Origin of the sequence: Agrobacterium sp. 33MFTa1.1, from assembly GCF_004328495.1 — a bacterium.
Taxonomy (GTDB): domain Bacteria; phylum Pseudomonadota; class Alphaproteobacteria; order Rhizobiales; family Rhizobiaceae; genus Agrobacterium; species Agrobacterium pusense.
Genome location: NZ_CP036358.1, coordinates 249,730 through 272,265, shown reverse-complemented (window position 1 = coordinate 272,265; position 22,536 = coordinate 249,730). Strand labels below are relative to the sequence as shown.

At 59.9% G+C, this 22,536-nt stretch carries 17 protein-coding genes and 1 tRNA gene; 5 read left to right on the top strand and 13 right to left on the bottom strand.

The features are described 5' to 3' along the window. Positions 1 to 128: 128 nt before the first annotated feature. Complete coding sequence (locus tag EYD00_RS01325; protein ID WP_004440094.1) at positions 129 to 1,130, bottom strand: MBL fold metallo-hydrolase; 1,002 nt, start codon at positions 1,128 to 1,130, stop codon at positions 129 to 131. Positions 1,131 to 1,339: 209 nt separating this feature from the next. On the opposite strand from EYD00_RS01325, the gene EYD00_RS01320 reads away from it, so the two are divergent. After that, positions 1,340 to 2,737: an MDR family MFS transporter gene (locus EYD00_RS01320; RefSeq protein WP_004440092.1), complete on the top strand. Its 1,398-nt coding sequence runs from the start codon at positions 1,340 to 1,342 to the stop codon at positions 2,735 to 2,737. On the opposite strand, the gene EYD00_RS01315 is transcribed toward EYD00_RS01320, so the two are convergent. The 3 genes from EYD00_RS01315 to EYD00_RS01305 all read right to left on the bottom strand — a co-directional run bounded on the left by EYD00_RS01315 (position 2,738) and on the right by EYD00_RS01305 (position 5,393). Continuing rightward, positions 2,738 to 3,478 (bottom strand): RlmE family RNA methyltransferase, encoded by a 741-nt coding sequence (locus tag EYD00_RS01315; RefSeq protein WP_004440090.1) that lies wholly within the window; start codon positions 3,476 to 3,478, stop codon positions 2,738 to 2,740. Next, positions 3,475 to 5,106 carry a Ppx/GppA phosphatase family protein gene (locus EYD00_RS01310; RefSeq protein WP_034495999.1) on the bottom strand — a complete coding sequence of 544 codons (1,632 nt, stop codon included), beginning with the start codon at positions 5,104 to 5,106 and terminating at the stop codon, positions 3,475 to 3,477. The genes EYD00_RS01315 and EYD00_RS01310 overlap by 4 nt, the downstream gene beginning before the upstream one ends. 210 nt (positions 5,107 to 5,316) lie before the next feature. Next, a tRNA-His gene (locus EYD00_RS01305) sits at positions 5,317 to 5,393 on the bottom strand. A 314-nt stretch (positions 5,394 to 5,707) separates the two neighbouring features. On the opposite strand from EYD00_RS01305, the gene EYD00_RS01300 reads away from it, so the two are divergent. Both EYD00_RS01300 and EYD00_RS01295 read left to right on the top strand, forming a co-directional pair. Continuing rightward, positions 5,708 to 9,451, top strand: coding sequence for an ATP-binding protein (locus tag EYD00_RS01300; RefSeq protein WP_004440087.1), 3,744 nt, complete (start codon positions 5,708 to 5,710; stop codon positions 9,449 to 9,451). Between the two features lie 79 nt (positions 9,452 to 9,530). Then, complete coding sequence (locus EYD00_RS01295) at positions 9,531 to 11,195, top strand: ABC transporter permease (RefSeq protein WP_004440084.1); 1,665 nt, start codon at positions 9,531 to 9,533, stop codon at positions 11,193 to 11,195. 310 nt (positions 11,196 to 11,505) lie between these two features. Here EYD00_RS01295 and EYD00_RS01290 read toward each other — a convergent pair whose 3' ends face one another. The 5 genes from EYD00_RS01290 to EYD00_RS01270 all read right to left on the bottom strand — a co-directional run bounded on the left by EYD00_RS01290 (position 11,506) and on the right by EYD00_RS01270 (position 17,200). Then, the gene (locus tag EYD00_RS01290) at positions 11,506 to 12,318 is read right to left on the bottom strand and encodes an ABC transporter permease (RefSeq protein ID WP_004440083.1); all 813 of its coding nucleotides are present in this window, start codon (positions 12,316 to 12,318) and stop codon (positions 11,506 to 11,508) included. A gap of 4 nt (positions 12,319 to 12,322) precedes the next feature. Further along, complete coding sequence (locus EYD00_RS01285) at positions 12,323 to 13,231, bottom strand: ABC transporter permease subunit (protein WP_004440081.1); 909 nt, start codon at positions 13,229 to 13,231, stop codon at positions 12,323 to 12,325. Between the two features lie 11 nt (positions 13,232 to 13,242). Beyond that, positions 13,243 to 14,400 (bottom strand): ABC transporter ATP-binding protein, encoded by a 1,158-nt coding sequence (locus EYD00_RS01280; protein WP_004440079.1) that lies wholly within the window; start codon positions 14,398 to 14,400, stop codon positions 13,243 to 13,245. 134 nt (positions 14,401 to 14,534) lie between these two features. Beyond that, positions 14,535 to 15,632, bottom strand: coding sequence for a polyamine ABC transporter substrate-binding protein (locus EYD00_RS01275; protein ID WP_004440078.1), 1,098 nt, complete (start codon positions 15,630 to 15,632; stop codon positions 14,535 to 14,537). Positions 15,633 to 15,784: 152 nt separating this feature from the next. Next, positions 15,785 to 17,200 (bottom strand): helix-turn-helix domain-containing protein, encoded by a 1,416-nt coding sequence (locus tag EYD00_RS01270; RefSeq protein WP_004440076.1) that lies wholly within the window; start codon positions 17,198 to 17,200, stop codon positions 15,785 to 15,787. Positions 17,201 to 17,455: 255 nt separating this feature from the next. Between EYD00_RS01270 and aceA the strand changes: the two genes are divergently transcribed. After that, positions 17,456 to 18,745 (top strand): isocitrate lyase, encoded by a 1,290-nt coding sequence (aceA, locus tag EYD00_RS01265; protein ID WP_004440074.1) that lies wholly within the window; start codon positions 17,456 to 17,458, stop codon positions 18,743 to 18,745. Positions 18,746 to 18,829: 84 nt separating this feature from the next. Continuing rightward, a complete protein-coding gene (locus EYD00_RS01260) occupies positions 18,830 to 19,087 on the top strand; it encodes an SMc00767 family acetate metabolism repressor (RefSeq protein ID WP_004432604.1) in 258 nt (85 codons plus the stop codon). A gap of 65 nt (positions 19,088 to 19,152) precedes the next feature. On the opposite strand, the gene EYD00_RS01255 is transcribed toward EYD00_RS01260, so the two are convergent. The 4 genes from EYD00_RS01255 to EYD00_RS01240 all read right to left on the bottom strand — a co-directional run bounded on the left by EYD00_RS01255 (position 19,153) and on the right by EYD00_RS01240 (position 22,424). Further along, positions 19,153 to 19,476: a hypothetical protein gene (locus tag EYD00_RS01255; RefSeq protein ID WP_006698168.1), complete on the bottom strand. Its 324-nt coding sequence runs from the start codon at positions 19,474 to 19,476 to the stop codon at positions 19,153 to 19,155. A 142-nt stretch (positions 19,477 to 19,618) separates the two neighbouring features. Beyond that, a complete protein-coding gene (locus tag EYD00_RS01250) occupies positions 19,619 to 20,491 on the bottom strand; it encodes a LysR family transcriptional regulator (RefSeq protein WP_034496007.1) in 873 nt (290 codons plus the stop codon). 255 nt (positions 20,492 to 20,746) lie between these two features. After that, positions 20,747 to 20,881 carry a hypothetical protein gene (locus EYD00_RS26120; RefSeq protein ID WP_262621252.1) on the bottom strand — a complete coding sequence of 45 codons (135 nt, stop codon included), beginning with the start codon at positions 20,879 to 20,881 and terminating at the stop codon, positions 20,747 to 20,749. Between the two features lie 358 nt (positions 20,882 to 21,239). Beyond that, on the bottom strand, positions 21,240 to 22,424 hold the full coding sequence (locus tag EYD00_RS01240) for a BaiN/RdsA family NAD(P)/FAD-dependent oxidoreductase (protein WP_034496010.1): 1,185 nt from the start codon (positions 22,422 to 22,424) through the stop codon (positions 21,240 to 21,242). Positions 22,425 to 22,536 lie beyond the last annotated feature (112 nt).

Below are 22,536 nucleotides of genomic sequence, written 5' to 3'. Positions count from 1 at the left end.
CACCCCGGCGCCCTGCAAGGATTGCTTGGAAGTTGGCGAGGGCTGGTAACACGTTCATGACAGGAAGGGAATAGAAAAAACCCGGAATCGGCTTCCGGGCTTTTCCTGTTGCTGCATTGCAGCAGATATCAGATATCAAACTGGTAAGATTTCGGCACGAAACGATAACCCGTATCCAGCTTTTCTGCGTAACCGACAGACGGGAAAGGCATATGGTAGCCCAGGAAGGGCAGCCGGTCGGTGGCAATCATGTCGAAGACCTTCTTGCGGGTCGCAGCGGCTGCCGTCTTGTCCATGTCGAACTTAACTTCCCAGTCAGGTCTCTGCAGCGACAGCACGAAATGATTGGCCGTATCCGCCGTCAGGATCAGCTGCTTGCCTTCCGATTCGACACGGAAAATCATGTGCCCCGGCGAATGGCCGAAGGCTGCTATGCCTGTGATGCCAGACACCACATCTTGACCGTCGCCGATGAAGGTCGCCTTTTCGGCCAGCGGCTTCACGTTGGCGAGAACACCCTTGTGACCGCCCTCGGCCGGCGTGCCGACGCGCTTTTCATCCGTCCAGAAATCATATTCCGTCTGACCGAAAACATAACGTGCCTTGGAAAAGGCCGGTGCGCCCTTCTCCATCAGGCCGCCGATATGGTCGCCATGCATGTGGGTCAGCACCACCACTGTCACATCTTCGGGTGCGTAACCGGCGGCTGCCATGCCCTCGATCAGGCGACCATTGCCCGCACCGCGCCCGGCCTCACCGAAACCGGTGTCGAACAGCACGAGGTCGGACCCTGTATTGACGAGGACGGGGGAGAAGGAATTGACGAACTGGTCCGTCGGCAGAAAATTGTCTTCCAGCAATTTACCGACCGTCTCGGCCGACTGGTCTGTGCCGAAGGTCTCGCCGGGATTGGGGGCCGCGCGCGCGCCATCCTTCACCACCAGCACTTCGAAATTACCGAGCTTGAAGCGGTTGGTTTCGGGCGGCATGGCGTGCTCTATCTCCATCGAGGTCTGCGGCTGGTTGGTCTGGGCATTTGCGCTGCGCGCCATCAAAAACGGCGCGCCGAGAACGCTCGCGCCGGCCGCACCGATGAGGCCGCGTCTGCTCATGTTCAAGGATTGGGTCATCATCTTGTCTCCGATATCGCCAACTGGCCGTGATTGCCAACTGAACTCACCCAACGGACAATAGAGCGAGAAAGTTGCAAGGAAACCGGCCTCACGCAGGTTTGATCGGAACATCAGAAATTGGTAATTAACGTGTTGGCAAGCCCGCCTATCAGGCGTAGGACGGACGGCGATATCCCTTGTCGCAGCGGAAAGCCGCAGGCAGCCTCATGAACCGCATCATTCCCCTCATCCTGGCAGTCGCTCTTTTTATGGAGCAGATGGACTCCACCGTCATCGCCACCTCGCTTCCGGCAATTGCCGCAGATCTCCACGTCGGCCCGATTACGCTCAAGCTGGCTTTAACGGCCTACATGGTGGCTCTGGCGATCTTCATTCCGATCAGCGGCTGGATGGCCGACAAATACGGCGCGAAGAAAATCTTCCGTTTTGCCATTGGCGTCTTCGTCGTTGGGTCGATCTGCTGCGCGGTCTCGTCGTCGGTGTTCGAATTCGTACTCTCGCGTTTCCTGCAGGGTATGGGCGGAGCGATGATGACACCCGTGGGCCGCCTTGTGCTTTTGCGCACGACGAAGCGCAGCGAACTCGTCTCCGCCATGGCGCTGCTGACAATACCGGGGCTCGTGGGGCCGCTGACCGGTCCGCCCATCGGCGGTTTCATCACCACCTATTTTTCTTGGCACTGGATCTTCCTGATCAATGTGCCGATCGGCATCATCGGCATCTGGCTTTCGACGATCTTCCTGCCGGAAATCGAAACCACCAACCCGCCGCCAATGGACGGAAAGGGTTTCGTGCTGTCCGGCATCGCCGCCTCCGGCGTGGTGTTCGGCCTCTCCGTCGTCAGCCTGCCTGCGCTCCCGCCAGCCATCGGCATCGCGTCGACCATCATCGGTTTCATCTGCGGTTTTCTTTATATGCGCCACGCTGCGCACCACCCCGCCCCCATTCTGGACTTTCGAATTTTCCAGAACGCGACCTTCCGGGCCGCCTCCGTCGGCGGCACCATCTTCCGCATCTCCACGGGCGCCATTCCCTTCCTGATGCCGCTGATGCTGCAGATCGGTTTCGGATTGAACCCGTTCCAGTCGGGCATGATAACTTTCGCCGGCGCCATCGGGGCGATCACCACCAAGTTCATGGCCAAGCGGGTGTTTGCGGCGACCGGATTTCGCTCGACGCTGATCGGCGCGGGCATCGTCGGCGCGTTCACGACGCTCGCCAACAGTTTCTTCACGCCTGAAACGCCATACCCGTTGATCATGATCTTTCTTGTGACGGCCGGATTTGCCCGGTCCTTCTTCTTTACCGGATCGAACGCGCTCAGCTATTCCGATATCGAGGACAGTCAGGCGAGCCAGGCAACGTCCATGGCCTCCGTGCTGCAACAAATCAGCCTGGCGCTCGGCGTTGCATTCGCTGCCTCTATTCTGGAAGTCAGCAGCATGATGTCGGGCACGCATCTGCAGCTCGCCGATTTCCACATCGCCTTCACCATCGTCGCGCTGGTATCGCTCTTCGCCATCGTGCCGATCATCCGCATGGACGCACAGGCGGGTGCGGCCGTTTCCGGCCACCGCGGCAAGGTCTCGCAACCGGCGGAGTAATCAGTCTTTCGAGGCCTCGTCGGCTTCAGATGCACCCGCCGCCTCGGTCTTGCGGCCCTTGAAGTGTTTGGCAAGCAGGAACATTTCCACCGATTCCGAGCGTGACGACGCCGGCTTGATGTGGAGAACCTGCTTGAAGTTCTTCTTCAGCATATCCAGCAGCTGCTTTTCCGTGCCGCCCTGGAAGGTCTTGGCAAGGAAATGGCCACCTTCCGCAAGCACCTGAACGGCAAAATCGGCCGCGACTTCGCACAGATGCATGGTGCGGATGTGGTCGGTTTTCTGGTGCCCGGTGGTGGGTGCTGCCATGTCCGACAAAACAAGATCGGGCGTGCCACCAACGGCCTCCATCAGCTTTTCGGGCGCGCTCGGGTCGAGGAAGTCGAGCTGCAGAATTTTCACGCCGGGAATGGGATCGATCTCGAGGAAATCGATCGCTGCAACGCGGATATCGTCCTCGGTCGAATCCGTCACCTTGGCGGCGATCTGCGACCAGCTTCCGGGGGCGGCGCCAAGGTCGATGATGCGGGTGGCCCCCTTCAAGATCTGGTGCTTGTCGTTGATTTCCAACAGCTTGAAGGCGGCGCGGGCGCGATAGCCTTCCAGCTTGGCACGCTGCACATAGGGGTCATTGATATGACGTTCGAGCCAGCGGCGCGACGAGGCCTTGAGCTTGGTCTTCTTGACCTTCTGGCCGATCTTGCGGCCGGTGCGATTGGTGCTTGTTGGCGCCTTGCTCATGTCAAACCTTCCGTCCTGTCCTGCCGTACCATCTGCATGCGCCTTATGCGGTTGCGCCGCCATGCGCCGTCATCCGCCATCATATCCGTCAGCAGGCCTTCGCGCAGACCGCGATCCGCCACGCGCATTCGGCGCGCCGGCCAGCGGCGGCGAATGGCCTCGAGAATCGCGCAGCCGGCGAGAACCAGATCGGCCCGGTCAGGCCCGATGCAGGCATTGGCGGCGCGGCCGGCGAAATCCCATGCAAGCAACTTGTCCTGCATCGCCGTCACCTCGGCATCGGAAAGCCAGAGACCATCCACCTTGCGGCGATCATATCGCGGCAGATCGAGATGAACGCCCGCGAGCGTCGTCACCGTGCCTGATGTGCCGATGAGGTGAAAATCCTCGTGATGCGTTTGCGGCGCGAGCGGCGGGCAATGGAAGGCGTCGAGCAGGCCTTCGACTTCCCGCACCATCGCGGCAAAAACGTCGGGCGTCACATCACGACCGCCATGGCGTTCGGAAAGCGTGACGACGCCGACGGGCAGCGAGGTCCAGTGGGTGATGTGGTTGGCAAGCCGGTTCGAGCGATTCTCCCCGACCTTGATGACGGCGATCTCCGACGATCCGCCGCCGATATCGAACAGCACGACGGAACGCGCTTCACGGCCGACGAGGGAGGCGCAGCCCGAAACCGCAAGGCGGGCTTCCGTCTCGCGGCTGATGATTTCGAGTTTAAGCCCCGTTTCCCGCGTAACACGCGCCAGAAACTCCTCGCCATTCGACGCAGCGCGGCAAGCCTCGGTGGCGATGAGCCGCATGCGCCGGATCGGGCGGCCGGAGAGTTTTGCGGCGCAGACCTTGAGTGCTTCAACCGCGCGGTCCATCGCATCATCGGAAAGCCGGCCGCTCGATACCAGCCCTTCACCCAGCCGCACGATGCGCGAAAACGCATCGACCACCCGGAACTGGCCGGGCCGCGTCGGCTGCGCAATCAGCAGGCGGCAATTGTTGGTGCCGAGATCAAGCGCGGCATACATATCCGCCGGCGCGTCCGGGCCATGCTCGTGCTGCCGCCCTGGGTGACGGGCTGATGTTTCCGATTGCTGCCGATGCTGGTCCTGAACGGAGCCGCCGGCGCGACCGTTCTGCTTGCCAACGTGTTTCGGTGCATGGCTGGGGACAAGCGGGCGGCCCTGCGGATCACGTCCGCGCGGATCGCGATGCCCGCGTTTGCGGTTACGCGACTTTCGCCCGCCACCGGGTGGTACGGAGGATGGATTGGCCGGGTCAATTGCAGCTGAAGCCTGCACCTGTACAGGGGAAGCCGCAGATGCACGCTGAGACGCACCCTTGCCTCGAGAACGCCTGCGACGTTTTCTCTTGCGCGGCTCAGCATCCGGCTCGAGCGCCGATACATAGGAGGAACCGGCCGGAACATCCGCGGCAACATCATGCAACAACGCAGAGGCGTCACGGGGCTTACCGTCACGCTTGTGTTTCTTGCCACGACGGGAACGCTTCGCTTTCCCTTTGTTTGCCACCGACGCCCCTTGTTCCGACGGCTTTGGGCCGTTTCCGGGGTCGATCACTGTATTGTCCATTTCGCCGCGCACAAGCGTAGACGCTATGCTGCAGGCTTTCATAAGGTTTCGTTGGGCAGACAATACCAGCGCAAGAGATTTTAGCCAAATGGTTTTTGCCGGACTGAAACCGCAGGGCCACTGACACGACCGCGCGCCGTGTGACCGCAAAGATTATTTTCCGGGAAAACGGGATATCTGACCAGCGGTGGAAGAGACTTTCCCCTCTCCCGGTAAGTCCTTGTGACATATAAACTTACTGGGAGAGGGGAATGGTACGGTTGAGTGGGGTCGAACCACCGACCTCAGGTGCCACAAACCTGCGCTCTAACCAACTGAGCTACAACCGCACATCAAACGCCAAAGCGGCGCCACGGGGGGTCACATAAAAGGTGTTTTTCCCATTTGCAAGTCCCTATCCGAATTTTGCGAAAAAAGGCAGCGAAAGGCAAGCGCTTTTCCAGCGCGGGCTGACACCGGAAAGCCGGCATTGAGGCTGTTGATGTTAACTCTATTTGGCGATTCATAAGCCGGGCGGTGGACCCGGCGACCCTGTGAAGTTATTTAAAATTCTGTTAACGTGATGCCTCGGCGGGTTTACGTTTCGGTTTCATGAGGAAGCCGGGAGCCCGCAAGGTCCGGTAGTGCCAGAATAGGTTTCGACATGCCCGCCGTCCAGTATCCCTTTATCGATATCGCAGTGCATGAACGGGTGCGTGAAGGTTTCGGGCGCGGTGAAGCGATGGCTTTGTTCTCGCTCGATCTTGGACATGTTCTATGGGCCAATGGACGCGGCGCTGCCCTGTTTGGCACGCCGATGGTTTATGACTTTCTGGAACAGGGGCCGAAGCGGCAGGACGTGACGTTCCGCCAACTGGCGGCCACGGCGGCGCGGCTTTCAAAGACCGGCGACAGCCTGCCCTTCACGATCCGCATCACCTCCGGTTTCCGCAGCATTGCCGCGACTGCGCGCGCGGAGATCATTGAGGCCGAGCCCGGCCAAACCGCGATACTCTTTTCTGCCCGCGCCGATCAGGCCGAGCCCGACGTGGTGGAATGCGCCCGGCGCATGATCGAAGGTTTCGACGACCCCGATATCCATATGGCAGTTACCGATGGCGACAACCGGATCGTTGCCGCCTCGCCCGGCTTCTCTACACTCGGCATCACCCCGCATACGGCCAGAACACTAGTCGGAATGGCGGCGCGCCAATCGGGGCATCTCGTCAAACGCCCGGTACCTACCGGAAAGGGTTATCTGCCCGCAGCCGCCGGCCAAATCACCACTACGCCCGAACTCAACCTGATCTTCGTGGTCGAAACCGCACTGGGCACACTCGACCCCGATGGTTTTGCCGAGGACAAGCCGCAGGACGTCCCGGTCGTCGAGCCTGCGTCGCCGGTTGCAGAGACGGCGCCTGTTGTCGCAACAGCCGCCTCTTTCGACGCCGTTCTCGATGCTGTCGCAGACATCGAAGAGGTGGAAGACCCGCAGGAGCAGCCGTCCGACGCGGAGGAAGAAGCGGTATCCGGACAGGATGAAGACAGGCTTCTGCCCTTTGCGGAAGAGAAGCCGGAGGCCCCCGCAGCGCTTTTCACGCAGGACGCCGATGCGGCTGCGGACGTGGCGATGACTGACGACATTGCCGATCTTTTTGAACTGGATGAGGATGAGGCGGAGGCGCCCTTCACCAAGAAGACGGACGACGAACCCGCCGAAGAGGCTCTCGATGCGGAGAGTTTCGTCGCAAAGGACGAGATAACCGAAAACGCGGCATCCCCGGTTGCGCCACCGGCGGACGAGGATGCTGCAATCGAGACCGAAGCAGTCGAACAGGCCCAGCCTTTTGCCTTCAACGCCGGCGCCCGTGCATCCCGTTTCGTCTGGAAAATCGACGCTGAAGGACGGTTCAGCTCCATCTCTCATGAATTTGCCGAGGCCGTGGGTGCCAGGGCTGCTGCGGTGGAGGGCATGGGCTTTGCCGACGTCGCCGCCCTGTTCAATCTCGATCCCGACGGAAAGATCCGAGAGCTTCTCGGCCGCCGCGACACGTGGTCGGGCAAGACAATCCATTGGCCCGTGGAAGGCACATCGCTGATGGTGCCGATCGATCTCGCCGCCCTGCCTACCTATACCCGCTCACGGGAATTTGACGGTTTTCGCGGTTTCGGCATCGTGCGCCTGGCCGACGCCACAGAGGACCCGCACGCAATCGGCCTTACCTTCTTGAAGGGCGAAGAGTCTGATCCGGCGGAGGCTTCTCCGGAGCCAACCGTCGACAGCACGAGCCATGAATTGCTGGCCTTCATCGATGAGGATGACGATGCGGAGGACACTCCCGGATCGGCTACTGACGATGAAATCCCGGCCGCGGAGGTCGGAGCGGCAGACGATGCAGCGGACGACGTTTCGACCGACGAACAGCATCATGATTATACCCCGCCCGAATTCGAAGCCCCGGCAACTGCACCGGAACCGTCTTCCTCCGACAAGATCGTTCGTCTGGAAGAGCGCCGTTCGCGCTCCCGCGAAGGCCTGACCGCCGGTGAGCAGGCCGCCTTCCGCGAGATCGGCCGTGCCCTGGCGCCAGCGGATACTGCTTTCGAAGACGGCCGGGAAACGGATGCGGAAACCGTTTCCATCGATTCGGACACGCATGATATTAAACAGGACATAGATGCGCATGCGCCTGACAGCGCACCTTCCGAGACTGACCTCAAGGCCACGGCGCCAGCGCAGGACGATGATCTTTTTGCCGACTATGTTCGGGGTGAACAGCCTGCGGCCGTCAGCGAACCCGTAGCGGAAAGCGGTTCGGACGAAATGCAGCAGCAGGCCGTCGCCGAAGAGCGGCCGGTTGCCGAAGTCGCGGCAGCAATGGTCAGTCCTGTACCTCGCCCCGCCGACGCGCTGACGGCCGAGACGCTGGACCAGATGCCCGTTGCCCTTCTCGTGCACGCCGGCGACAGGCTGATCCACGCCAATCCGGATTTCCTGCGGCTGACGGGTTATGACTCTCTGGCCGAACTCGAAGAAGTGGGTGGGCTGGAAGCCCTGCTGCAGAGGCAGGAGCTCGAAGACATGCCTGACAATGAAGGCGGCATGGTCGTTGTCAGCGCCGAAAACGATATCATTCCTGTCAGAGCGCGGCTGCAATCCATCCGCTGGGAAGAGACGAAGGCGCTGATGCTTTCTCTCGTTCCGCTGGAAGAAAAGGCAGCGCCGGTTGCCGCCGCCAACGAAAACACCGCGGCGCAGAGCGCGCAAGCCGGCAGCATTTCCCTGCTTCAGGGCGAAGTCGAGGAACTGCACTCCATTCTTGAAACGGCCACCGACGGCGTGGTGCTTTTGGGCGACGAAGGCGAAATCCGCTCCCTCAACCGCTCGGCCAGCGCGCTGTTCAACTATGACAATGGCGAAATTGCCGGCAAGCCTTTCGTCACGCTCTTTGCCCATGAGAGCCAGCGCGCCGTGCTGGACTATCTCTCCGGCCTCGCCAATAACGGTGTTGCGAGCGTGCTGAACGATGGCCGCGAAGTGATCGGCCGCGAAGCATCCGGCGGTTTCCTGCCGCTGTTCATGACCATCGGGCGGCTCAAATCCTCACATGGCTATTGCGCCGTAATCCGCGACATCACCCAGTGGAAGCGCACCGAAGAAGAACTGCGCAACGCCAAGCGCGCGGCGGAAACCGCCAATGCCCACAAGACCGACTTCCTGGCGCGCGTCAGCCACGAAATCCGCACGCCGCTCAACGCCATCATCGGCTTTGCGGACATGATGGCGACCGAACGTTTCGGGCCGATCGGCCATCCGCGTTATGTGGAATACGCCAATGATATCGGCCGTTCCGGCCGGCATGTGCTCGATATCGTCAATGATCTCCTCGATATATCCAAGATCGAGGCGGGGCAGATGGATGTCGATTTCATCGCCGTCCCGCTCAACGAAACGGTGGCCGAAGCGGTCTCGCTGGTGCAGCCGCAGGCAAACAACCAGCGCGTCATCATCCGCACGGCGCTTGCGCAATCCGTGCCGCAGATCGTCGCCGACCTGCGATCGATCAAGCAGATCGTGCTGAACATCCTGTCGAACGCCATTCGCTTCACCCCGTCAGGCGGGCAGATCGTTGTATCCACCGCCTATGAGGCAAATGGCAGCGTGTCGCTTCGCATCCGCGACACCGGTATCGGCATGACGCGGGCGGAACTGGAACAGGCGATGAAGCCGTTCCGGCAGGTGGCTTCTTCCGGCAAACGTGTACGCGGTGACGGCACCGGGCTCGGCCTGCCGTTGACCAAGGCCATGGTGGACGCCAACCGGGCGAATTTCTCCATCACCTCGACACCCAACGAAGGCACGCTGGTGGAAATCACCTTTCCGTCACAGCGGGTCCTTGCCAACTGAGGTCATGCGGGCGTAGCAATGCGAAAGCCGCCGGCTGGAGAACCAGCCGGTCAAGGCCTATGCAGGACAGCAGGCTCGCATGCCCATGACGGTTCCCCTTCCCGCGACAAAACGCGTTTCTCTATTGCCGATTGCGGCCATCATTGTTTCGGCCATCGCCGCCATGCCCGTTCTGGCGATCTTCTGGCTGGCGCTGACCGGCAGCACGGAGGGGTGGCGACATCTTCTCGTCAACGTCCTGCCGCGAGCCGGATTTCGTACGTTCATGCTGCTCGGAGCAACGGCAGCGACGACCGCTTTCTTCGGCATTGTCTGCGCCTGGCTTGTCACCACGTTCGAGTTTCCGCTGCGGCGGCTGCTGTCGGCGGCGCTCGTCCTGCCGCTCGCCATTCCATCTTATCTCGCCGCTTATGCGTTCGGTGAGTTTCTCGACTTTACCGGGCCCGTGCAGAGCTTATTGCGTGCTGCTTTCGGCTATCACAGCATCCGCGACTACTGGTTTCCCGATATCCGTTCCCTCGGCGGTGCGGTCATCGTCCTGAGCTCGGTGCTCTATCCCTATGTCTATCTCTCGGCCCGTGCCGCCTTTTCCATGCAGGGGCGTTTTGCAGCCGAAGCCGCACGCACGCTCGGCGCAAAGCCTCTCAACGTGTTCTTCTCCGTACAATTGCCGATGGCGCGACCGGCGATTGCCATCGGGCTTTCTCTGGTCTTGATGGAGACCCTCAACGATATCGGCGCGGTCGAATATCTCGGCGTGCAGACGCTGACCTTCACCATTTACGAGACCTGGCTCAACCGCGGCAATCTCGCCAATGCAACGCAGATCGCCGCCGTCATCCTCATCATCGTCGGCGCGCTCATCGTAATCGAACGCAACGCCCGGGAAAAACAGCGCTTCGGCGCACCCAAGGCGACAAACATGACGCAGCGCCATCGGCTGAAGTCGCTGACCGGCTGGCGGCGCGGTGCGGCAACTGTTTTCTGCTTCCTGCCCGTGACGAGTGGCTTTCTCATTCCCGTCATCGTGCTGGGTGGTTACGCGGCCAAACGGTTCGATGCGCTGCTTGCGCCGAAACTTCTTAAGGCACTCGGGCACAGCCTCGAAGTTTCCTTTGCCGCGGCCCTGGTAACGCTGGTTGCGGCTTTCGTCTTTTCATACGCCATCCGCACGGGGCGGTCACGAACCTCGAAGTTTGCCGCCCGCTTCGGCTCCATGGGATATGGGGTGCCGGGAACGGTGCTCGCCATCGGCGTGCTCATTCCACTCGCGGCTCTCGACAACGGGGTGGACGGGTTCTTCCGTACACATTTCAGCTTTTCCACCGGCCTGCTGCTCTCCGGCACGGCCTTTGCCATCATCTATGCGCACGCCGTGCGTTTCATGACCATGGCGGAAGGCACGCTGGATGCCGGTTTCCAGAAGCTTTCGCCGCATATCGACATGGCTTCGCGAACGCTTGGGCGGAACCGGGCGCAGACGCTGTTCAGGGTGCTGTTGCCCAATATGCGGCCCGCGGCGTTGACCGCTTTCCTTTTGGTCCTGATCGAATCCATGAAGGAGTTGCCGGCAACCATCCTGCTGAGACCCTTCGGCTTCAATACGCTTGCCACGCTTGTTTACGAGAATGCCTCACGCTCCAAGGTGCAGGATGCCGCCGTACCGGCGATCATCATCATCATCGCCGGGCTTGTCCCCGTCCTTCTCGTTTCCAGGTCGATGGATCATCCTGAAAACCGATGAGCGTCCCGCCAATGAGACAAAAAAAGAAAGGCGGCCTTGCGGCCGCCTGGATAAGGTGTGCTTTTCAACGAGAGAAAGGGGGACAATCTCGCCAGATGGAAATTATCAATCCCGGCCATCAGTCATATGACGACCCTGCGTTGGGTTTACTTTCCGCCAACTCCCATTAACAAGCAGTTAAAACCAAAATCGATCAATCACCGACGAAAATTCCTATTCTGGAACCGTAAAGCCCCGAAACTAAATTACAGGTTTCTGATTTTATTGGCGTTTCAACAGTAACGCGAAAAAATCGTAGAGTTCTCTCCGGTCAGTTTCGCGCCGCGGCGTGTTCATCGCGCATCCGCTGCAACTCCGTGCGCTTCGAGGCGATTGAGGCGACGATGACGCCGACGGTCACAAGCCCGATCAGGATGGTGCAGATGGCATTGATTTCCGGGGTCACGCCGAGGCGAACCTGCGAATAGATCTTGATCGGCAGCGTCGTCGCACCCGGTCCGGTGGCGAAGCTGGCAATGACGAGATCATCGAGCGACAGGGTGAAGGCCAGCATCCAGCCGGCAATAACGGCGGGAAAGATCAGCGGTAGGGTGATACGGAAGAAGGTCTTGACCGGTGGGCAACCAAGATCAAGCGCGGCTTCCTCGAGACTTCGATCAAAGGTCAAAAGACGCGACTGCACCACAATCGCCACATAACACATGGTAAAGGTGGTGTGCGCAATGACCACCGTCCAGAAACCGCGATCCACTCCGACGGCCACGAAGAGCAGCAGCAGCGACAGGCCGGTAATCACCTCCGGCATGACGAGCGGGGCATAGATCATGCCGGAAAACAGCACCCGGCCCGGAAAACGCGCAAAGCGCGTCAACGACAGCGCCGCGAGTGTCCCGAGGATGGTGCCGATGGTGGCGCTGAGGATACCCACGCGCAGCGTCACCCAGGCGGCATCCATCAACCCTTCATTCGACCACATGGACCTGTACCATTGCAGCGAGAAGCCGCCCCAGACGGTGACAAGCTTGGAAGCATTGAAGGAATAAACGATCAGGATGATGATCGGGATGTAAAGAAAGGCAAAACCGAGTGTGAGGACGGTGATGTCAAATTTTCCGCGCTTCATGGCCTCACCCCACCTTCTTTTGCTGGTTCTGGAAGATGGCGATAGGCACGACCAGCAACAGCAGAAGCAGCACGGCAACGGCTGATGCCAGCGGCCAGTCGCGGTTGCCGAAGAATTCCGTCCAGAGCGTCTTGCCGATCATCAGCGTCTGTGCGCCGCCGAGCAGATCGGGGATGACGAATTCACCTGTTATCGGGATGAAGCAGATCATCGAGCCGGCCACGACACCCGGCAGGGAGAGCGGGAACGTAATCTTCCAGAAGGCTTTCCAAGGCGGGCAACCCAGATCGGCGGCCGCTTCCAGCAGCGTATTGTCGAGCTTTTCCAGCGCGGAATAAAGCGGCAGTACCATGAAGGGCAAGTAGGAATAAACGATACCGATGAAGATCGCGGTTTCGGTGCGGAAGATGTTGACCTGCTGGTCCGGCCCGAGCAATCCGAGCCACTGGAACAGCACCGTCAGCAGGCCTTCCGGCTTCAGAATCCCGATCCAGGCGTAAACGCGGATCAGGAACGAAGTCCAGAACGGCAGGATCACCAGCATAACCAGCGTCGGCCGCACGGAAGACGGCGCGCGGGCCATGGCCAGCGCCATGGGATAACCGATCAGCAAAAGCAGGAAGGTGGAAATGAAGGCGATGCGCAACGACGACAGATAGGCGTCGATGTAGAGCGGGTCTTCCGTCAGGAAGAGGTAATTTTCGAAATCCAGCTGCGAAAAGAAATCACCGAGCCTCGAGAAGCCTTCGAAGACAGGGGTATAGGGCGGCATGGAGATCGCCGTATCCGACAGCGAGATTTTGAAGATGATGAAAAAGGGGGCCGCAAAAAACAGCAGCAGCCAGAAATAGGGAACCGCGACGACCAGCCAGCGCCAGGGGCTTTGCCGGTTTTCGGGAGTGGTGATCGCCATCGAAGCCTCCCTCAGCGCGTCAGGACGAGGCCGGAGTCCGGCTTCCAGTTTAGCCACACCATATCGCCGAAGGTAATCGGGCGATCCACGAGACGCGAGACATTTGCCTGTGCGGCGCGGATGACGCGGCCATCCGCAAGCTTGACGATGAAGACCGAGAAGTCGCCCAGATAGCCGATATCCCATACCTCGCCATAGGCGGAGTTGATGCTGCTATCGGCAGGCTGATCGAGCGAGATGCGCACCTTCTCCGGCCGGATGGCGAAAGCCACCTGGCTACCGGCGGCAGCGGCGCATTCCTGCTCAACCGCCACCTTCAGCCCGTCGCAATCCAGTGTCACGAGGCCGGGCCTGCCGATATCGGAAGCATTGGCGACGACATTGGCGTCGAAAATATTGATGTCACCGATAAAATCGGCCACGTAGCGGCTGTTCGGCGCTTCATATATCTCGGCGGGCGTCGCCACCTGCACGACAATGCCCTTGTCCATGACGGCGATGCGGTCCGACACCGTCATCGCCTCTTCCTGATCGTGGGTGACGATGAGGAAGGTGAGACCGAGATTGGTCTGGATATCCATCAGTTCGAATTGCGTTTCCTCACGCAGCTTCTTGTCGAGCGCGCCGAGCGGCTCATCGAGGAGAAGCACCTTCGGTCGCTTGGCAAGCGATCGGGCAAGCGCCACGCGCTGCCGCTGCCCGCCGGAAAGCTGGCTCGGCTTGCGTTTGGCGAATTCCGTGAGCTTCACGAGGCGCAGCATTTCCTCGACCCGGGCGACGATGTCCGCCTTGGGCAGGCCATCCTGCTCCAGACCGAAAGCGACGTTCTTTTCTACCGACATATGCGGGAAAAGCGCATAGGACTGGAACATCATATTGGTCGGGCGCTTGTAGGGCGGCACGCCGGAAATATCCTTGCCCTGCAGCAGAATGCGGCCCTCGGTCGGCTCCTCGAAACCAGCCAGCATGCGCATCAGCGTGGTCTTGCCGCAACCGGAGGGGCCGAGCAGCGAGAAGAACTCACGCTCGTAAATATCGAGCGTCAGATTGTTGACGGCGACGAAATCGCCAAAACGTTTGGTGACGTTTTCAAAGCGGATGAAGGGCACCGCATCGGCATTGTCCCACGGGCTAAATTTGCGTTTGACCGGCCCTAGAGTTTTCGCCATTCACCCTACCCTCAAATCCCGTTGGTCTGTCGATCGATGCTTCGGGGCGGGCAATACCGGCAGGTAACGGACCTGCCGGCAAAGGATCAGAGGAACAGGCCCGCCGGCCGTTCCTCAACCAGCGGGCGGAGGTTTCAGCTGCCAGTCTTTATCTGCGTCCAGACGCGGTTCAGCACGCGCTGTTCCTTCGGTCCGTAAGGCGAGATCGTGAAGAGCTTCTTCAGCGTCTCGGCATCGGGATAGACTGCCGGGTTCTTGGCAACAGACTCATCCATCAGCGCCTGCGAAGCAAGGTTGCCATTGGCGTACTGAACGTAGTTCGACGCCTTGGCAATGACTTCCGGCCGCATCAGATAGTTGATGAAGGCGTGCGCTTCTTCGACATTCTTAGCATCCGCCGGGATGGCAAGGTTGTCGAACCACATGTAGGTGCCTTCCTTCGGGATGACGTAATTCACCTCGACGCCATTCTTGGCTTCCTCGGCGCGGCTCTTCGCCTGGAGGATGTCGCCCGACCAGCCGATGGTGATGCAGCTGTCGCCATTCGCCAGTTCATCGATATAGGCGGAGGAGTTGAAGGTCTTCACATAGGGGCGGATCTTCATGTAGACATCGCCGCCCGCCTCGAGATCGGCGGTTTCTTTGCTGTCCGGGTTCTTTCCGAGATAATTCATGGCAATGGCGAAGGTCTCGTCCGAGGCATCGAGAATATTGATGCCGCAGGATTTCAGCTTTTCAGCGTTTTCCGGCTTGAACAGAATATCCCAGCTATCGACCGGAACATCGCCCAGTGCAGCCTTCACCTTGGCGACGTTATAACCGATGCCGGTGGTGCCCCACATGTAGTTCACGGCATATTCGTTGCCGGGGTCGTATTTCGCCAGACGCTCGGAAACCTCGGGCCACATGTTTTTCAGATTCGGCAACTTGGACTTGTCAAGTTTCTGGAACACGCCGGCATTGATCTGGCGGGCGAGAAAGGGGCCAGTGGGCACGACGACATCATATCCGGAGCTGCCGGCCAGCAGCTTGGTTTCCACAAGTTCATTGCTGTCGAAAACGTCATAGACGACCTTGATGCCGGTTTCCTTGGTGAAATCGGCGAGGATCGATTCGTCGATATAATCCGACCAGTTATAGACGTGGACGACCTTTTCCTGGGCCATTGCCGAGCCTGCTGTAACGAGCGCGGTGGTGAGAGCCAAGGTCAGGCGGAGAGAACGGTTTTTCATGATGTCTCCTGTTAACGCATCCTCACGACGGGAGCGTGATCCCCTTTTTTCGGAGAGACTAGAAAGGAAAACAGAAGGGAGCAAGGGGGAAATGTGCAGCACAGCATTTTCAACCAAATGTGTTCCGGTCGCAAAAAAGCGAATGAAAACACCTACTGGAAGTCGAAAACACTGAGGCCGGTGACCATTTCATCCAGCCCCAGCGGCCGCGTGAGCGGCGCTTCCGCCCGCGAAAGACAGCCCTGTCTTTCGCACAGCCGGCACGAAGGACCGACGGCGACGGGCGCAGCGCCCGAAGCGGCCGGGCCATAGACGGTCTCTGCCGCCTGAGCGAAATCGCAGCCCAGAAGCACCGCCGTTCGCCGCACCCTCTCGCCGAAACCAGCCTGCGGACCTTCCAGCGTGCGCGACACCGTGAGGAAAGCATCTCCGTCGGGCATCTCGACCGCTTCCACGAGCACTTGTCCCGGCTGGGCGAAAGCCGCATGAATATTGAGACGCGGACAGAGGCCGCCAAAACGCGCCCTTGGAAAACCGCCGGCCCCCGCAAGGCGAAAACGGTTACCGGCATTGTCGATTTCCATCAGGAAAAACGGGATCGCCGCGGCTGTCGGCCGCTGCAGGCTGACGATGCGATTGGCCGCCTGTTCGAACGATACGTTGAAGCGCGACCGCAAGACTTCGAGATCGTACTTCGCCCGCTGGGCGGCGCCGAGGAATGCGCCATAGGGCATCATCAACGCATGAGCGGCGTAACGCGCCAGTTCGAAGCGGGCAATGCGTCTCGCCTCTTCCCCTTTCAGGCCAAGCCCTTCAAGCTCCGTACCGATTTCTTCGCGCAGCGCCAGAAGGCAGGTCTCCATCGCCATTTCCCTCAGCTGATCCGGCTGCGACAGGCGCTCGGATAAAAAGAGCCGCATGGAATGCCGGTCGTAACGTCGCCGGAGGTTTGGCATAGCGTGAACCGGCAGGGTGCGGACCACGATGCCGTGGTTTTTCTGGAGCCATGCGCGAACGCCGGAGGCGAGATCATCGCCCGTCGACAAATGTTTGTGGAGGTCTTCCGCAGCCGCATCGATGGAATGGAAGTAGGCCGGGCGGTTTTCAAAGACGTGTCGCACCTCGTCGATCGGCAGGCGGGTGGAGGAAAGCATCGTTTCATGACCCTCCCGCGCCAGAAGATCGGAGAGATCGGAGAGGCGCTGCGCCTGTTCCCGGTAAGCCCGGTATAGCTTGAGAACACCACTTGCCGCATTGGGCGCGGCATCGGCGACCTCAATCAGTTCCTGCGGCGACGGCACTTCGCCGACCAGCAGCGGATCGGCGAAGACCTCGCGCAGCTGCCCGGCGGAACCGGCGCTTTCGCCCTGCAGGTCATCCAGATCGACCTTGTACACAGAGGCGAGCTTCAAAAGCAGCTGCACCGTCAGCGGCCGCTGGTTGCGCTCGATGAGATTGAGATAGGACGGCGAAATCGCCAGCGCCTCGGCCATGGCCGTCTGCGTCAGCGCGAGACCGTTGCGAATGCGGCGCACGCGCGGGCCCGCAAAAATCTTGTTTTCCGACACAGCCTTTCCCCTCCACCCCCATCAACACATACAATTCCATTACAAAATCGACGGATCATACTCTTTTACAAATTTACATTTTTACAGCGTCGCTCTGTCATGCACACTACAGGATAACCTCTTTCAAGTCACTGTTTTTATGTTTGTTCTGGCGATCAAATCTCGAGAAATGTAAATGTAGTCACATCAAACGGCGCCATATGATGTTCAAGACGGCCCGCTACGAAAACCGCATTTATCATGGGAGAGAGAAGTATGACGGATTTTTACAAACTTGTTCCGGGCGCACCGCAGGGACGTTTCGACGGCATCGAGCGCACCTATACCGCCGCCGACGTGGAGCGGCTGCGCGGCTCTGTCGAAATCCGCCATTCGCTGGCCGAAATGGGTGCGAACCGGCTGTGGAAGCTGATCAACGAGGAGAATTTCGTCAATGCGCTGGGTGCGCTCTCGGGCAACCAGGCCATGCAGATGGTTCGCGCCGGGCTGAAGGCGATTTATCTTTCGGGATGGCAGGTTGCAGCGGATGCGAACACGGCCTCGGCCATGTATCCGGACCAGTCGCTCTATCCCGCCAATGCAGCGCCGGAGCTGGCCAAGCGCATAAACCGCACCCTGCAACGCGCCGACCAGATCGAGACCGCGGAGGGCAAGGGCCTTTCTGTCGACACCTGGTTCGCGCCGATCGTTGCCGATGCGGAGGCCGGTTTCGGCGGGCCGCTCAACGCCTTCGAGATCATGAAGGCCTTCATCGAGGCAGGTGCAGCAGGTGTTCACTATGAGGATCAGCTGGCATCGGAAAAGAAATGCGGCCATCTCGGCGGCAAGGTTCTGATCCCGACGGCGGCGCACATCCGCAACCTGACGGCAGCACGGCTTGCGGCCGACGTTATGGGTGTACCAACGCTGGTCATCGCCCGCACGGACGCGGAGGCCGCCAAGCTTCTGACCTCCGATATCGACGAGCGCGACCGTCCCTTCGTGGATTACGATGCCGGGCGCACCGTTGAGGGCTTTTATCAGGTCAAGAACGGTCTGGAGCCCTGCATTGCCCGCGCGGTGGCTTATGCGCCCTATTGCGACCTGATCTGGTGCGAAACATCAAAGCCGGATCTGGAACAGGCGCGCAGGTTTGCTGAAGGCGTGCACAAGGTGCATCCGGGCAAGAAGCTCGCCTACAATTGCTCGCCGTCGTTCAACTGGAAAAAGAACCTCGACGACGCGACGATTGCGAAGTTCCAGCGCGAGCTAGGCGCGATGGGCTACAAGTTCCAGTTCATCACGCTCGCTGGCTTCCACCAGCTCAACTACGGCATGTTCGAACTGGCGCGCGGCTACAGGGACCGGCAGATGGCGGCTTATTCCGAGCTTCAGGAGGCGGAATTCGCAGCAGAGGCCAATGGTTACACCGCCACCAAGCACCAGCGCGAAGTCGGTACCGGCTATTTCGACGCCGTGTCTCTGGCGATCTCTGGCGGCACGTCGTCCACCACGGCCATGAAGGAATCCACCGAGCACGACCAGTTCCGCCCGGCGGCCGAATAAATCAAGAAAACCGCCCTTCCCCATCGCGGGAAGGGCTTGCAAAGCAGATCAAAAACCCCTGACAATAACGAGAGGAGAAATGCCATGAACGCCCACAATCCCATCAAGACGCACGTCAAGGAACGCGCCGAGGAGCAATCCTCCGCCATGACGCAGGATCAGCAGGCTGCCATCCGCATGCTGGCCAATGACCTGCACCGCCTCAACCAGGCCGTCATGAAAGCCGTCGAGGCCGGCGTTTCCGTCGAGCTGGTCCGCTCGGCCCGCCACCATGGCGGCGGCGGCAACTGGGGTGATCTGCTTATCCCCGTCATCGTTGCGCAGGGGCGTGACGCCGCGTGAAACGAAAGACCGGAACATCATAATCGATGTTCCGGCCTTCAGTGCAAACGTCAGAAGTGGCCGCCTCAGAAGCTCGCCGACACGGAAACGCCGATGCTTACATTGACGCCCATCGCCTCCACGTTACCCTGGAGTTGGGGCGCATAGGGGGCGAAGCAGGCAAGTTGCGTCAGGGGAATCGGGTTCAGAACGGCCGGCGATTCCCACGCCAGATGCATCGCCACGCCTCCCACGAGCTTTTCCCAGCCTGCGATCTTGGTGCCTGAGGCTGCCGGCGCAATTGCCGTGACGGATTGCGAAAGAGCATCGGCAACAACTGCCGCGAGCCCCTTACTGACTGCTGCATAAAAGAGCTTTGCTGCTTCTTCCGGCGTTCCTGCTGCGGACATCGCATTTACGTATGATGCTGAAACTATCATGGCGGCCTCAACCTGAAAGGGTTAAACTTACAAAAAGCAACCTATGGATATTTTGATGCGCACGCAACTATAAATTATTAAAATTTATTTATACAACTGAACGTGATTTCATCTATGCCGGGCGGCCCTTGCGTCCGGCGTAGAGATCGGAATGGCTCTTGATCAGACGGGTCATCCGATCCGCCGCCGTCCTGATATCGGGTCGGTGGCGATCGTCATTATTCATGACGATCCATTGATTGTGGCGCAGCGGTTCGATTTCGCCGCCCTCCCGGACGAGGCGCGCATCCGCATCGCCCACGAAACAGGGAAGCACCGCGATCCCCGCCCCTGACAGGACAAGATCGAGAAGCGCCGTTGGCCGGTTCACCGTTACGACGATCTCGTTGCTCCGGTTTTCATGCGGCCAGCGAAGATAGGTTGAAATGGCGTTTTCCTCGGCTACCGACAGCCAGCGGTCAGCGACAGTGGCGGCGGCATTGCGCAGCCTGTAGGGAGCGTAGGCAACCTCCCCCGTCTTGATGGCGGCGAGATTGCGCTCCTGCGGCTCGAAAGCGCGGATACCGATATCGTTTTCGCGATGCGCCAGAGACGCCCTCTGCTCGGCGATAAAAAGGTCGATGCGGAAATCATCGCGATCCGTGCAGATGGCGGAGAAGTTGCTGGTCAAGAGCCAGGCATTCCAGGTGCCCACGGCAATCCGCACGATGGACGAGGCCGATGACGCCTTCTGCCACCCCTCGATATCCCTGGCCGCATTCTCCATGGCCTGAAGTCTGTCGAACAACGCACGGCCGTCCACTGTGAGGGCGTATCCCGTCTGGCTGCGGTGGAACAGCGCCTTGCCGATCCGCTCCTCCAGCTCGACCATGCGCCGCCCTATGGTCGCGGGGCTTAAGCCCGTCAGCGCGGCGGCACCCGTCAGGCCACCGCTGCGTGACACATCGAGGAAAAGCTGGTAGGAATCCCAGGTGACGTTTTTCATAATTGAAAAACGTAGCGCATTTTCTTGCGCAGATAAATCAAAAAACGGCGTGCATCATGGCCCTCTGCAGTAAGAAGGAGAGCGAACATGCACGCGATTTTTGCAGCACGGGCCATTATCGAAAATCAGCGACCGCGCACACGGCGTGAAGCCATTCTGCAGGAAGAAAAGTTTTACAGGGATATGGCCGAGGCATCACGGATGTCACGGTTTTTCAGCGCGCTTATCAACTTTGTGAAGGCGAGAAGCCGTCGATCAATGGAAGAGGGCGATAAGGGCTGCGAGAGCACCGGCTGCGATGAGGCTCAGCCGAAAGGCCAACTGCCGGCTCTCGTTGTCAGTGCGGGCGATGGCAATGGCGCGAGGGCGGCGATGTGCAGATCTGTTCATGCGCGGGCTCCAGACGAAAAACTCAACCGACCCATGCCCTGTTAAGGGCTTCCAGCGTGACATCATGTGCAGCGGGATCATTGAGCGATCCGGCCTTGCTGGCATTTGGTCAGGATGACTCCTCCCCCGTTAACAGATTATTAAAAACGCGAGGAAGGGCCACAACTTTACCAACTGAAACTGGGTTGGCGAACAGGTCTCATCAGCTCCGTCACCCCGGACTAGTTCCGGGGTCGAGCGCGATCAAGTCCTTGATCGAGAAAGACTCTTTACGGCCCAGAAGCGCCATGGCTGGACGCCGGATCAAGTCCCGCATGACGAAGGAGAGAGGTCCGATCTTTTCCACGGCCAGAGACGATCACGCGAATTCGCCGGCCGCCTGGCCGGACGCCCAGGCCCACTGGAAATTATAACCGCCGAGCCAGCCGGTCACATCGACACATTCGCCGATGAAATAGAGGCCGGGGACGGATTTCGCCGCCATGCTGCGGGAATCGAGGCCGGTGGTGTCCACGCCGCCGAGCGTGACCTCCGCGGTGCGATAACCTTCCGAACCGGCGGGCTTGATCTGCCAGTCCTGCACCTCTGCTGCCAGCTTCGCCAGAGCCTTGTCAGACATATCGGCAAGATGGCCGGTGAGGCCGGATTGTTCGACGACATGCTGGGCGAGCCGCTTCGGAAGGATCTCCGACAGGGCGGTCTGGGCGGACTGACGGCCGTTTTTCTGTTTGGCCTGCTTCAACACCGCGGCCAAATCGCGATGCGGCTCAAGCTTCAGGCGGATGGGATCACCCTCGCGCCAGTATGAGGAGATTTGCAGTATGGAAGGACCGCTCAAACCACGATGGGTGAACAATAGCGCTTCCTCGAACGAGGTTTTGCCATGGGAAACCTCGGCCGGAACAGCGACACCGGCAAGCGGGCTCAGCTTTTCCAGAAGACCGGGATCAAGCGTCAGCGGAACGAGGCCGGGGCGGGTTTCAATGAGCTTGAGGCCGAACTGTTCGGCGATCTGGTAGGCAAAACCGGTCGCGCCCATCTTCGGGATAGACTTGCCGCCTGTCGCGACGACGAGGCTCTCCGCCTCGATGACGCCACCCGAGGTCGACACCCGAAAACGGCCGCCGTCATGGGTCACGGCGGAGACTGACGTTTCGAGCCGAAGCTTCGCATTCACCGCCTGCATTTCAGCCAGCAGCATGCGGATGATATCCTTGGCGCTGTCATCACAGAAAAGCTGGCCGAGCGTCTTTTCGTGCCAGGAGATACGGTGTTTTTCGACAAGGGCGATGAAATCGCGCGGCGTATATCGGGCAAGCGCGGATTTGGCGAAATGCGGGTTGGCAGAGAGATAATTCCTCGGCCCGGCGTGGATATTGGTAAAGTTACAGCGACCGCCGCCGGAGATGCGGATCTTTTCGCCCGGCGCTTTCGCATGGTCGAGAACGACGACGGAGCGGCCGCGCTGGCCGGCGCGGATGGCGCACATCACGCCGGCGGCGCCCGCCCCCAAAATCAGCACGTCACATTTATCTGCCATCATTCCATCCGTTTCGTTTCCTTTCCTCTTTTCCAAGTGCCGCCGCTTGTCAATGGCGCTTTCCCCCTCGCCAATTGCCAAACTACGGTTATGATGGCGACAGTCGAAACACAGA